Consider the following 13481-nt stretch of genomic DNA (forward strand, 5'->3'; position numbering starts at 1 on the left):
TCATGATTTCGTGCTGGTCGCCTTGGGGATCGCGGTGAAGGGGAAGTGCGGCGGCTCCACGCCGGGCACGCACTGGTACTTCGAGAAGTCGGTGACGCCCTCCTCGCGGAGCAGGGCCTCGTCGATCCACGCCTTGCCCCGCCGCGCCGACGGCTCGCGCGAGAGCAGCGCGAGCGTCGCGTCGGCGAGGATATCCGCCTTGCGCCAGAGCTCCGGGCCGCCCAGGCCGAAGTTGATCGTGGCAAAGCTCTCGATCGCGGTCGCGGGCCAGAGGGCGTGGGCCGTGACGTTGTGCTCCGCGTACTCGCCGGCGATGGCGTCGGCGATCATCGTCATGCCGAATTTGGAGACCGCATAGGCCCCGTGGTGGGCGCAGGCCTCGGCGTCGACGGGGGGCGACATCATGATGATGTGGCCGTATTTCTGCGCGATCATCTGGGGGAGGACGGCCTGCGAGAGGGCGAACGACGCGCGCACGTTGATGCCCATGATGAGGTCGAACTTCTTCATGGGTGTGTCCACGACGTCGGCCCACCAGAGCGCGCCCGCGTTGTTGATGAGCGCGTCGATGCGCCCGAGGCGCTCGACGGCCGTGGCGACGGCGCCCCTGCAGGCCTCGTCGTCGCGGACATCGAGCTTGATGGGCAGCGCGCGGCGGCCGAGCTGCTCGATCTCGCGGGCGACGTCGTGGATCGTGCCCGGGAGGCGCGGGTTCTCGGCGACCTCCGTCTTCGCGGCGACGACGATATCGGCGCCTTCTCGCGCGCAGGCGAGGGCGACGGCCCGTCCGATCCCGCGGGAAGCTCCTGTGATGAAGACAACGCGGTCCTTGAGGCGCATGGTCGGCGGTCATAGCACAGGAGCCGCCGCGGGTGCGGCCTCGCGGTTCGCAGTCGAGCGGCCGTGCTGCGGGGTCGCCGCCCGGTCATCGGGGCGTCAGGCCGTCAGGCCGCCTTTCCACCTTTCCACGAGCGCGGCAGCCGGCATGCAGCGCGGAGGAGATGGCGCGCGCGTGCGGCAAGAGGCCACATCCACCGCCACCCCGCGCGTGACGCAGGGACGAGCTCTGCCGCGGACGTGAGCGGGCGAGCGGCGTGGCGGTGTGGCGAGGAGCGGGGGAGTCGCGCGGAATTTCATGGGCGTTCGATTGACCTGCTGCTGACATGCGGCCTGTGGCTCGCCGCGGCGCGCATCGACGCGCGATCCACGGCGGGCGGAGGCGGAGGCTCGCAGGGTGTCGTCGCGCCCACGGGCTTCTGATCGCGGTCTGTCGTCGGACACGGACACCCACCCTTCGGACCAGGGGAGATGTTGTGTCCTGATGGCTCCATGTCTCACACCGTCTTCGCGTGAAGAAATCCTGTGTCGTCGAGCTCCGGGAAGCTCGGTTTCATGGGCCTTGAAAAGATCCAGTGATCCGGCGGCAAATCATGCCTGTCAGGGTGTTTCGTATCTGGACATGCCAGCGGTCAGGTGACACCGTGTCGTGAGCGAATCGAAGGGAGGCGCTGCGCTGCGTGGGATCGCGCTGTGCGCTACTCCGCCCCCTGAACAACGCTGTACTGGGGTGGCCCGTCGAGGTGTCGTGTGCCCCGGCGTACGTGCTGGCGCGAGCCGCGACGCAGGGGCGGGCCGAGCTCGGACGGGCCCAGAGAACCAAGGAGCATGCATATGAGCGCTTTGCACAGGACGCTTGTCCTCGCCTTCATCGCTGGCTGTTCTGCCGTCGGCTGCCTCGCCTCGACCGAGGTCGGCGAGGAGCCGTCGGCGGAGCTGTCGGAGGACCAGTCCTCGCCGCTCGCGGGGGCGGTCTGCGATACCGCGTCGGAGGGCTCGGATGTGGAGCTCTCCTGTCCTGCCGGCGAGGTCATCACGGCGATCCAGTTCGCGAGCTATGGCAGGCCGCGCGGCGTCTGCGGCGGCTACTCGGCTACCACGTGCAACGCGCCGACGTCGAAGGCCGTCGTGGAGCGCGCGTGCCTCGGAAAGGCGAGCTGCACCGTGCGGGCGAGCAACGCGACCTTCTCCGGTGATCCGTGCAGGAGGACCGCGAAGCGGCTCTACGTGCAGGCGGCGTGCGGCCCCGCGACGCCGGGCAGCGGCGCGAGCGGCTCGACGAGCGGCACGGGCGGCGCGGGCGGCGAGGGAGGCGCGGGCGGCTCGACGAGCAGCACCGGAGGCGCGGGCGGCTCGACGAGCAGCACCGGAGGCGCGGGCGGCTCGACGGGCGGTGAGGTCTGCGGCAATGGGGTTTGCGGCGCGGGCGAAGACTGCTCGAGCTGCTCGAGCGACTGCGGCGCATGCCAGATGTGCAGCGGCGCCGGGCCCAGCACGACTCCGCTCGACACCGAGGAGCAGGCGTTCCTCACCATCATCAACCAGTATCGCGCGCAGAACGGCCTCGGGGCGCTCTCGGCCTGCACCTCGATGAACCGCGCTGCACAGGGGCACAGCGAGGACATGCGCGATCAGAACTATTTCTCGCACACGAGCCTCGACGGCCGGTCGCCCTGGACCCGCATGTGCAACGCCTGTTACGAGCTCGGCTGCGGGGGCACCGCCATGGCCGAGAACATCGCCGCTGGCTACTCGGCAGCGCAGGCGACGTTCACCCAGTGGAAGAACTCGGACGGCCACAACAAGAACATGCTCGGCTCCGCCTTCAAGGTCATCGGCATCGGGCGGGCGACCGGAGGCGGGACGTACGGGTCCTACTGGACCACGGTGTTCGGCGGCAGCTCCGAGGCGAGCTGCAATTAGGCCAGGCACCCGCGGCGGCGGCCGCCTGCTCGCAGCAGCCTGCCACGCGTGAGGCGTTCTGCCATGGCGGAGCGGCGCGACCCGGGAGCCGAGATGGCCCGGGCCGCGCCGCGCTCTGCAGCAGGAGAGCAGCGGCCGAGTGGCGGCCCGGTGATTGCTTCAGACCGGGACGGTGGAACAGCAGACCTCCGCGAAAACACATGTCATCTATCTTCTCGGTCCATACCGAATTCCCGGCTTCCACGGGGAGCGCAACGTGCGTGTCTACCTGCCCGACGAGGGGGCGCGTGAGGGGCGGCCATCGCCTGTGCTCTTCCTGTTCGATGGGCAGAACGTCTTTCACGACGACCCCTCCTACAGCGGAGGGTGGCACCTTCACGAGGCCGTCCACGATCTCGCCAATCGAGGTCTCGAAGCGCCGGTCCTGGTGGGGCTCGATCACGGCGGGCCCGAGCGGTTGACGGAGCTGTCGCCGTTCCCGGGCGACGGAAGCGAAGGGAAGCTCGACGATGTTCTGGGCTGGCTCACCTCCGAGATCGTGCCGGCCGTACAGGAGCGCTTCGCGGTGAGGCGCGACCCGGAGAGCACGGCGATCGGCGGCTCATCCATGGGGGGCCTCGCGGCGCTCTACGCTCATCGGCGTTGCCCCGAGGTGTTCGGGGCCGCGCTCTGCATGTCGCCATCGCTCTGGTTCGCCGAGCGCAAGATCTTCGACGTCCTCGCGTCTCTGGCCGTCCCCGCGAGCTCGAGGCTGTACGTCGACGCCGGCGCTCAGGAGGACGGGGGCTCGGTGCTGCGCGACGCCGCGCGGCTGGTGGAGCAACTTCGCCAGCAGGGCTACAGGGAGGACAACCTGCTGTTCTGCCTGGACGAGGACGGGACCCACTCCGAGGACGCGTGGCGCCGGCGCGCCCCGGGGGCGTTGCAGTTCCTGTTCACCGGGGCCGCCAGGGAGCAGCAGGGCGGCGCCGGAGCGCCGGAGGGGTCGCAGCAGGCCGCGTGATCTCCTGCGTTTCGGCGCTCGTCGCGCCGGCGGCCCAGGCCCGACCGTCCCCTACCGCCGCCCCTTGCTCCGCTTGCGCGTCCCCTGGACGATGCGCGCCGCGTAGCGCGGTATCGGGGCGGTCGCGCCGAGCGCCGCCGACAGGCGGTCGACCTCCGCATCCGAGAACGACGTCTTCCGGAGCGCGGCGATCGCGTCCGCCACGACGTCGCGCGACTCGGGGCGCTCCGCCCGGGTCTTCTCCTCGAGCCAGCGCACGACCTCGGGGAAGCGGCCGGCGAGGGCCGCGATCTGCGCGGGCATCCCCTGCCGGAGGACGCGCAGGCCCTGCAGCCGCTCGTCCGCGCGCGGGGAGCGATCCGACAGCACGAACGCCTCCTCGAGGCGCTCGACCACCACCGCGCCCGCCGAGAGCCTGGCGAGCAGCGTGCGCTCGGCGAGCGCCTCGAGCGCGACGTACGCCTGCAGGTAGCCGTCGGTCCAGGACGAGAGCTCGCCGACCACCGCGTCGCCGCGCGCCGCGATGACCGCGCGGAGCGCCGCCACCACCCCGTCGCGCACGACGCGCCGCGGGTCCTCGGCGAGCTCCTCGAGCGCCTCGAGCGGATCGAGCCCGCCCTTCCCGCGGCGCGCGCCGCCCGCGCGCGGCGCCTGCCCAGCTCCGCCCGCCGGCGCCGCGCCCTGCACCGCGAGCGACGCGAGCGCCTGCGCCGCCACGATGAGCGCGTACTCCTCGGTGGTCGCGCAGAGCGCCCGCACGAGCCGCTCGGCCGGCGCGCCGCGGTCCGCGATCGCCGCGCCGACCGCCCGCGCGAGATCCAGGTTCACGCGCGGCAAGGGGGCGTTCGGCCCGAGGTCGGGGCCGGGGGCGCGCACCCCGCCGCGCCGGGCGGGCAGCCCGGAGCTGCGATCGAGCAGCGCGAGCAGCTCGGCCGGATCGCCGAGCTGCACGGCGCGCTCGATCGCCGCGTCGATCTTCGGGTTGCGCAGCGCGCCCGGGGGAGTCGCCCCGCGGCGCATATCCGAGGTGTCAGCCATTCAGAACCCCAGGGAAAGACCGACCTCCGGGGAGAGGACGGTGGTCACGGCAGGAAAGGTGAGGCTCGCGCGGAGCGCGAGGTTCAGCGAGAGGGCCTCGATCGGCGCATAGGCAACGCCCGCGCCGACCGACGCGAACCCCTGGCCCGCTTGCCGGGTCGCGGTGAGCGTCTGTCGCCGAGCCTCGACTCTGCCGCTCGCTCCCGGCCTCGTGCAAGGGCTCGTGGTGTCCGGGTCGGCCCCGCAAGCGGTCGCGTCCTCGAGGACCTCCACGTCGACCTCGGTGTCGACCTGCGCGACCCCGGCCGCGGCGAGCACGAACGGGCGCGCGCCGAGCTGCTCGAAGGGCCGCGCGCCCAGGAAGTACTGCGCGCGCGCCTCGAGGTGCAGCGGCAGGAACGAGGCGCCGCCCTCCGTCGTGCCGCCGGCCGCGAAGCCGACGCGGCCGCCGACCGTGAGGTTGTCGAGGACCAGCCGATCGTAGGCGATCGTCACCCGCAACGTCGCGAGCGCGAAGCCGAGGTTCACGTCGTTCGCGACGTCCGGCGTCGGCGTGCCGTCGTACCGGGTCCCATCGCCGCGCAGGCACACGAAATGGTCGCTGCGCTGCGACGCGACGGTGCACACGTCCCGGCCGGAGAGCAGCGCGACGTCGGGTGAGAAGGTGAGGGCCACCCAGCTCCTCCGGACATCCGGCGCAGCCTCCGCTGCGGCTCGCGTGACGCACGCGCCGCCGACACAGGCGAGCCCGCTGTCGCACTGCCGGTCGTCGAGGCACTGCCGCGGGCGCTCCTGCTCCGGGGCCGCGCATTCCGCCGGCGGAGCGTGGCCGGGCCAGCGGGGCGGCGCCGAGGTGATGCTCTCCCTGATCTGCGTGACCAGCGGGGCGTCGCGCGTGCCCGCGCTCGCGAGGATCGCGCCGTCCTCGTCGACGGCCGCGACGTGATAGAGGAGCTTCCCCGTCCTTCCCACCGCGGCGCAGGGCACGTTGATGCCGAACCCCTGGCCGCGCAGCTTCTTCATGACGAGAGATCGGACCTCGCGCTCCCCGGGCGCCAGGTACCAGACGGTCACCTGCTTCACGCTGGGCAGCAGCTCGGCGGAGACCTCGCCATACAGCGGGACGGGCGTGCGGACGCGCTGCTCGGGCATCGGCGCGATCTGGAGCTGCGCTTCCGCCGCTCCGGCCGCCGCGGGCGCTCCGCCCGTCCCGGCCGCCGCGGGCGCCCCGGTCGCCCCGGCGCCGGTGGCCGCGCGCGCCTGCTCGAACGCGGAGGAGACCTCCGCGGTCGTCAGATCCGGGTCCAGATTCGCCGAGGGATCGACGCGGAGCGCGTCCGCGAAGGCGCCCCGCGCGTCCTCCAGCCCCTTTCTGCTCTGAGCGAGCACGGTGCCCAGCGCGACCAGCAGCCTCGCCTTGACCGCGGGCGAGCAGCCCGACTCGCCGCAGGCGTCCAGCGCGGCCCGGAGCTTGCGCTCCGCGTCGGCGAACCGCGTCTCGAGGTAGTCGGTCCCCATCGCCTCCTTCAGGGCCGCCTCCGCCTGCGCGTTCCGCGGCGGAGCCTGCGCGGCCGCGGCGCCCGCAGCGAGCCACCCGGCGAGGCCCCCCGCGATCGCGAGGGACGCGCGCGGCGCGCAGGAAACAGGGCCGTTGCGTGCGGACATCGGCGCGCAACGTAGCCCACCGGTGTGTCCGAGAGCGCCAGAAAAGCTTGGGAACGGGAACCCCGCTCACCCGATCCTGGAACACGCCACGCGCAGGAGGGACAAATAATCCACAGGTTGTTCCCAGGTTGTGGAAACCCCGTGGGACCCTGGCAACTCCGCGGAGCTGCCCGTCCTGCGCCGATCGCGGGGCGGCAGCCCCTCCAAGCCCCGGCGCCAGCCGAAGCCAGCCCGGGCATGGACGCGCCGCCCACACCGATGCAACTGATTTTTCTGCGATTTCTGGCGCTCCGTGACCCGGCGCGCCTCCCAACTTCCGGGCGCTAAACTCCCTCCTTCGGAACCAATCTGCAACCCAAAAATCACGTTCCCGAGCCCGGTTTGACAGTCCACATGCTTGTCCACAGATTGGCCACCTGATGGCCCCAGACGGCGCGCAGGTTTCGTGTCGGATGCGGGGCGCCGGGCGAGTTCTCGCTTGTCTTTCGCGTGGCGATCGACATGCGATTGACAAGCTCGCGATGACCTGGGTGGAGGAGGCAGCGGGCGCCGGGGCTCGGCCGGAGCGCCCGGCGAGCGTCCATCCGGCGGACGTGTGGGCGCCGGGGCTCGGCCGGCCGGAGCGCCCGGCGAGCGGTCCATCCGGAGGCCGTCCGGGCGAGGCGGCCGGCTCGGCTCGCTGCGCGCGGCGTCGCTGGGCCGCGCGGCGCCGCGCCCGGCGTGCTAGCGGGTGCGCATGCGCGTTCCGGAGATCCCCGAAGAGATGGCGTCGCCCCTGCGCGCCGGCGACCCGCCGGCGCAGGTCGCAGGGCGCCCGCTGATCCGGAAGAGCGCGCGTGTCCCACGCTGGCGCGCGCGGCTCGCCGACCACGACGCGGCCTCGCTCGCTGAGCTGCTCCGCCGGGCCGGCGGCACGGCGTCGGCGGCGCGCTCGGTCGCCGGCAAGGTGGTGCGCCACGCCTTCGGCGCCGAGCCGGGCGCGCCGGCGCCTGCGCCGGCCTGGGACGCGCGCGCGCTCGCCGCCCTGGGCGTGGGGGCCTGGGCGCACGAGGCGCTGCTCGCGCTCGATCCGGCGCCGTCGCTCGAGATCGCCGAGCGGGCGCCGGCGCCGGACGACACGCTCCGGCTCGTCCTGCGCGCGCACGACGGCGCGCTCATCGAGTCGGTGCTCATCCCCGGGCCCGCCCGCACCACGCTCTGCGTCTCGAGCCAGGTCGGCTGCGCCCGGGCCTGCTCGTTCTGCGAGACGGGGCGCCTCGGGCTCGAGCGCCAGCTCGCCGCCGGCGAGATCGTCGATCAGGTCCGGATCGCCCGGGCGCTCGCGGCCGAGCGCGGCGGCGCGCCCCTCAGGAACCTCGTCTTCATGGGGATGGGCGAGCCGTTCGATAACCTCGGCGAGGTGCTGAAGGCCATCCGGCTGCTCACCGACCCGCGGGCCTTCCGGTTCGCGCCGTCGCACGTCACCGTCAGCACCGTCGGGGTGGCGGACAAGATCGAGCCGTTCTTCCGCGAGGCGCGGGCGGAGCTCGCCGTCAGCCTCAACGCCCCGGACGACGCCCGCAGGCAGGCGATCATGCCCGTGAACGCGCGCTTCTCGATGGCGGCGCTGAAGGAGGCGATCGCGCGGGCGTTGCCGCAGGGGCGGCGCGTGCTCTTCGAGTACGTGCTCTTCGATCAAGTCAACGACGCCCCGGAGGACGCGGATCTGCTCGCGGCCTACGTCGCCGGGCTCCGGTGCAGGGTGAACGTCATCCCCTGCAACCCCGGCCCGGATCCGGCGCTGCGCCCGCCGTCGCCCGCGCGGCTCGACGCCTTCGTGGCGCGGCTGTCCGGCCACGGCGTGACGACGCTTGTGCGACGGCCGCGGGGGCGCGACGTGGGCGGCGCCTGCGGTCAGCTCGCGGGGATGGCCCGCGTCAGGCAGCCAGAGCCAGCGTGAGGGCGGCGCCGCGGGCGAGCGGGGCCCCGACGCGGAGCGCCCCGTGGCCCGCCGCGAACGTGCGGGCGATCTTCCCCGAACGCTGGTTCATCCGGGCGAGCACCGCGCGCTTGCCCGTCTCGCCGGTGTGCCCGAGCGTCGCGAGCATGGAGAGCAGGTCGGTCCAGACCCGGTCGCGCCAGCACTTCAGCAGGTACATCACGACGCTCGAGACGGCGCGCTCCACGTCCCCGCTGAAGGTCGCGATCCGGGCGAGCGGGCAGCCATAACGAACGCGCAGGATCGCGAAGATCTCCGGCATCGCCGCCGCGAGAATTTCATTCACAAGGTCGTGGTCGTGACGGTAGCGGTCGAGAAGCCGGGCGTCCTGCGCCGCGCCGTGCTGGACGATGTTCCGGTAGAGCCCGAGGGCCAGGTCGTAGTTGATGTGCGCGTTGATGCCGAGCAGCCCGTGCACCGCCGCCGCCGCCCCGCCCGCGCTGGCGCACTGGAACGCGACGTCCCACGCCTCGACGCCCGTCGACCGCCCGTCCAGCGACGCCGCGAGGGCCGTCAGGTAGTACTCGCAGAAGATCCCCGCCAGGCGCGAGATCCACGCCGGCTCGAGGAACCGGCTGTCCGAGCCATCGATCGCCTCTTTCACGCGGCGCGTGATCACGGCGTAGACGTCGGGGAAAACGGCCCGCGGGTCGTTCCTCTCGCGCAGCCGCGCGGCGACCGTCTCCAGCGCGATCAGCGCCTCGGAGACGTTCGCCGGCGTCATCGTCACGCCCTGCAGGACGGGATGACGCGCGGTGGACGCCGCGGGACGGGACGCAGCCAATGACCGCGTCTGCTTGCTCCTCATCGCCAGGGGTTGATCCGAAGTAAGGGTCTTCATGGCTGCGCTGAGCGAGCGAATTCAAGGATCGTGCCCGTATGTCCGGTCCGCAGTCGTACACAGCCACAGGATGTACGAGCGCACGCAGCGCGGAGCTCGAGCGCGCGATCGGCGCCTGCATGCTCGTTCGCCTGGTCTCCCTTCATGTCGGATTTCCGGCGAATACAGCGGAGCGCGCTCGCCCGCCGGTCTGGGGCGAGCGGGTGAGGTCTCGGTGGCGCCACGCGGCTACCAGCGGCGGGAACGTCGAGCGGCGGACCCGTCAGCGTCGTGTCCGGACGCGGTGACAGCGCAGGCCGGCGCACCAAAGTGCCCCATGAGGCAGATTGTTACGCGCAGACGGATCTCCTCCAGGCAAAACAAGGGATCCCCCGACGCCGCACACACCTTGGTGACCTCGGTGCGGTGGTGTGTGCTGGAGCGCGCGGGCGTTTTCGGGTTTCGGCCAGCCGGGTGATGCGCCGTATCCTGGCGCGGAGCGCTCCGCGCCTGCGCGCAGCCATCAGCCATCAGCCATCAGCCATCGTTGCCCGCCTGGCGGCCGCGACGGCGGTTGCGCTCCTCCGCGGCTGCCCCTGTCGAGCACCATGAGCTTCCTCAAGATCGTCTGTTCCGAGCCCAGAAACGACCTCTCCTCCTTCCTCCAGTCGCTGCCGATCGAGCCCGCAAAGCCGGCCATCGCGCTCGTGATGGGCACCGCGGATCTCGCCTATCCGCTCGTGGCCGCGCGGACCTTCCTCGCGTCGGCGAGGGAGGTGGGCGCGTCGCACCTCCTCTGGGTGGCGCCCTACTTCCCTCCCTCGAGCCGGGTGGGGCAGCAGATCCGCGACGCTGAGGCGTCCGTGCGCGCCTCCGGCCAGTCGGTGACCACGGTCTGGCACGGACCGCTGCTGAGCGCGCTCAACCTGTGGCGCGAGGACATCCGGCTCCGTCGCACGCTGCCGCTGCCGCTGGGCGGCGGCGCGTTGCCCTGGGTGGCGCCCGCGGACGTGGCCCGCAGGGCGATCCGCGCGCTCGAGCAGCCCGGCGCGCCGGCGCCCGTCGTCTGCGGCCCCGCCGCGTGCTCCGGCGCCGAGGTGGCGGCCGCGCTCTCGCGCGGCCTCCGCGCCGGCCTGACGAGCGAGCGCTTCGCCTGGCGCCGGTTCGAGGAGATCGATCGCGACCACAACCGCAAGCTCAGCGAGGATGAGCTCCTGCCGTACCTCACCGGCCTCGGGATGGGGGCCGACGAGGCGAAGGCGCTGCTCCTGGCCGCGGACACGACCGGGGACGGGACCGTCGACTTCGAGGAGTTCACCGCCGGGCTGCGGGGGCGGCTCGACAACCTGGTCCAGCAGCTGCTGCGCGAGGACTCGTTCGAGCTCCGGTACGTGGACACGCCGGCCGATCACGCCGTGGCGGCGCTCGTCCAGGCGGGCCTGCGGAAGGCGGCGGCCGAGGCGCTGATCGAGGGCTGGGCGAGCCTGGCCAGGGAGGGGATCCCCGCGGACGTCCGCGGGTCCGACGAGGCCTGGCTCGAGCTGCCGCCCGCGAGCGTCGACGCCTGGGCCGAGCGGCACGCGCTCGATTTCGTCAACGTCCATCTGCTGCCCGGGCAGGGGCTGCTCTCCCGGCGCGAGGGGGTCGTCGAGAGCGGCGCCGCGATGGGCGCGCTGGCGGGCAAGGAGGCCGCGATCTCGAAGATCGTGGACGGCGCCGGCCGCGTCCTGTCGCTCTCGCGCGCGCTCGACGGGAGCGGCGTCTCGGCGCGGTGGCTCGACGCGCCCACGGAGAGCCTCCGGTGGGTGCCGTGCGGGGATCGCGACAAGCGCCGCGCGCTGCTCCTGTCGAGCGGGCAGCTCACGGGGCTGCACGTCGAGGGGGAATGGAACGACCTCCCCTCGGCGATGCGGCTGCTCATGGCGCGCGGCCCGCTGCCCGGCTGGCAGCTCACGACGTTCCGGGAGCTCGGCGAGCTGAAGATCGATCAACCCGCGGCGCTGTTCGAGCCGAACGAGATCGTGTGCAACTGCGCCGGGGTCAAGCGCGGGCAGATCACGAGCCTCATCGAGGCCGGGTGCGCGACGCCCGCCGAGCTGTCGGAGCGGACGCGGGCGGGCCAGATCTGCGGCGGCTGCGCCCCGGCGGTCGCCGAGATGTTCGGCGGATCGAGCCTCCAGCAGGCCGAGGTGAAGGCCGCGCGGGAGCTCTCCCCCGGGATCTTCCAGATCACGCTCTCGCCGGTCGGCGGCGCGCCGGCGGCGTCGGTGCCCGGGCAGCACGTGCTCGTGCAGGGCTACCTCGATCGGCGCTGGGTGGCGCGCGCGTACACGCTCTCGGCGCCGGCGCGCCCCGGCGGCGACTACGAGATCACGGTGAAGCGCGAGGAGCTCGGGGTGTTCTCGCGGTGGCTGTGCGAGCGCGCCGCGGCCTCGCTGCTGCGCGCGTCGGCGCCGAAGGGCAGCTTCGTCCTTCCGGCGCCGCCCGTGGAGCGGGTGGTGTTCCTCGCGGGCGGCATCGGCGTCACGCCCGCGATGGCGATGCTGCGGGCGCTCGACGGCAGGGCCGGCCGCCCCGACGCGCGGGCCTTCCTCCTCGACTGGTCGGCGTCGCGCGCCGCGGATTTCGCCTATTTCGAGGAGGATCTGCGCGCGATCGCCGGCCGTACGCCCGGCGTCGCGTTCCGCTTGCGCGCGACGAAGGCGGAGGGGCGGCTGTCCAGGGAGCAGGTGGCCGAGCTGTATCCTTACCGGCCGGGATCGCGGGCGCTCGTGTGTGGTCCCGATGCCTTCATGCGCGACGCGCAGGAGCACCTGCGCGCGGTGGGCTGGCCGCCGGACGCCATCCAGCGGGAGCTGTTCAGCTCGAACGTCGACACCGCCGGCGAGGTCCGCCCGACGCCGCTCCGGCGCGCCGGCGCGGCGCGGGCGGCGCCGGCGGCTGGCGGCGTGTGTCCGGTCGAGCACGGGTCGTTTCACGTGACCCCCACCGCGCCCGAGGCGGTGCCGACCGAGGCCGAGGCGTTCCTGCGCCAGTGCTACGCGGAGCTCGGGGTGCCCTCGGCGGCGGACGAGCGCTGGCAGGAGGTGCGGGCGAGCCTGGAGAAGCACGGGACGTACACGCACCTGCCCGACGAGCTCGCCTATGGCGCCCGGCTCGCGTGGCGCAACAGCTCGCGCTGCATCGGGCGCTTCTTCTGGTCGACGCTCCACGTGCGCGACCTTCGCCACCTGAAGACGGAGGAGGAGATCTTCCAGGCGCTGGTGGAGCACCTCGATCTGGCGACCAACGGGGGCGACGTCCGGGCGACCATGACGGTGTTCAGGCCGGGTGAGCCGCGGATCCGCATCTGGAACGGCCAGCTGGTGCGCTATGCGGGCTACCGGCTCCCGGAGGGCGGCGTCCTCGGCGATCCGGGCAACGTGGAGCTGACGGACCAGGCGCTCGCGCTGGGCTGGCCGGGCGGGGAGCGGACGCGCTTCGATCTGCTGCCGCTGATCATCCAGATCGGCGACGGCCGGCCGAAGTGGTTCGAGCTGCCGCGGGAGAAGGTGCTCGAGGTGCCGATCGAGCACCCGAGGTATGCGTGGTTCGCCGAGCTCGGGCTGAAGTGGCACGCGCTGCCGGCGGTCTCCAACCTGGCCCTCGATCTCGGCGGGATCCAGTACACGGCGGCGCCGTTCAACGGCTTTTACATGGGCACCGAGATCGGCGCGCGCAACCTGAGCGACGTGACGCGGTACGACCAGCTGCCGCTCATCGCGGATCGCCTCGGGCTGGACCGGACGCGCAGCGACACGCTGTGGCAGGACGCCGCGCTGGTCGAGCTGAACGTCGCGGTGCTGCACTCGTTCCGGCAGGCCAAGGTGCGGATGATGGACCACCACACGCTCTCGGAGTACTTCAAGAAGTTCGAGCAGCAGGAGCGGCAGTGCGAGCGCCCGGTGTATGCGGACTGGACGTGGATCGTCCCGCCGATGTCGGCGTCGACCATGGCGGTGTTCCACACCAACATGGAGAACAAGATCCTGAAGCCGAACTACCTGTATCAGGACGATCCGTGGAAGGAGCGGAAGGGGTAGCGCCGAAGGCGCATCCACGAGCGGACGCCGGGACCTGGTCTGGTACCCGCCGTACCTCGTGGCCGTCGAGGAAGGGGGGAGCCCGGCGGGGGCCCCGCTTCCTCGTCGCTGAGGGAGCCCACCTCGCGGAGGGCG

General features: G+C 72.7%; 8 protein-coding genes. 4 read left to right on the forward strand and 4 right to left on the reverse strand.

Annotated elements, in window-relative coordinates; genetic code table 11:
- Positions 1 to 840 carry an SDR family oxidoreductase gene (locus tag WME95_RS08970; protein ID WP_437550966.1) on the reverse strand — a complete coding sequence of 280 codons (840 nt, stop codon included), beginning with the start codon at positions 838 to 840 and terminating at the stop codon, positions 1 to 3.
- Between the two features lie 831 nt (positions 841 to 1671).
- Between WME95_RS08970 and WME95_RS08975 the strand changes: the two genes are divergently transcribed.
- Together WME95_RS08975 and WME95_RS08980 are read left to right on the forward strand one after the other, a co-directional pair.
- Positions 1672 to 2760 carry a CAP domain-containing protein gene (locus WME95_RS08975; protein ID WP_437908001.1) on the forward strand — a complete coding sequence of 363 codons (1089 nt, stop codon included), beginning with the start codon at positions 1672 to 1674 and terminating at the stop codon, positions 2758 to 2760.
- A gap of 172 nt (positions 2761 to 2932) precedes the next feature.
- Complete coding sequence (locus tag WME95_RS08980; RefSeq protein ID WP_437908002.1) at positions 2933 to 3763, forward strand: alpha/beta hydrolase; 831 nt, start codon at positions 2933 to 2935, stop codon at positions 3761 to 3763.
- Between the two features lie 51 nt (positions 3764 to 3814).
- Here WME95_RS08980 and WME95_RS08985 read toward each other — a convergent pair whose 3' ends face one another.
- Together WME95_RS08985 and WME95_RS08990 are read right to left on the reverse strand one after the other, a co-directional pair.
- On the reverse strand, positions 3815 to 4801 hold the full coding sequence (locus tag WME95_RS08985) for a hypothetical protein (RefSeq protein ID WP_437908003.1): 987 nt from the start codon (positions 4799 to 4801) through the stop codon (positions 3815 to 3817).
- Positions 4802 to 6466 (reverse strand): hypothetical protein, encoded by a 1665-nt coding sequence (locus WME95_RS08990; protein WP_437908004.1) that lies wholly within the window; start codon positions 6464 to 6466, stop codon positions 4802 to 4804.
- A 736-nt stretch (positions 6467 to 7202) separates the two neighbouring features.
- Here WME95_RS08990 and rlmN point away from each other — a divergent pair.
- Positions 7203 to 8405 carry a 23S rRNA (adenine(2503)-C(2))-methyltransferase RlmN gene (rlmN, locus tag WME95_RS08995; protein WP_437908005.1) on the forward strand — a complete coding sequence of 401 codons (1203 nt, stop codon included), beginning with the start codon at positions 7203 to 7205 and terminating at the stop codon, positions 8403 to 8405.
- Here rlmN and WME95_RS09000 read toward each other — a convergent pair.
- Positions 8383 to 9228, reverse strand: a complete 846-nt coding sequence (locus WME95_RS09000) for a DUF5995 family protein (protein WP_437908006.1) — start codon at positions 9226 to 9228, stop codon at positions 8383 to 8385. The genes rlmN and WME95_RS09000 overlap by 23 nt on opposite strands.
- Before the next feature lie 644 nt (positions 9229 to 9872).
- Here WME95_RS09000 and WME95_RS09005 point away from each other — a divergent pair.
- Entirely contained in the window at positions 9873 to 13346 is a 3474-nt protein-coding gene (locus tag WME95_RS09005) for a nitric oxide synthase oxygenase (protein WP_437908007.1), read from the forward strand.
- The last annotated feature ends 135 nt before the right edge of the window (positions 13347 to 13481 follow it).

The sequence above is a fragment of the Sorangium sp. So ce327 genome (assembly GCF_051530205.1).
GTDB lineage: Bacteria > Myxococcota_A > Polyangia > Polyangiales > Polyangiaceae > Sorangium > Sorangium cellulosum_B.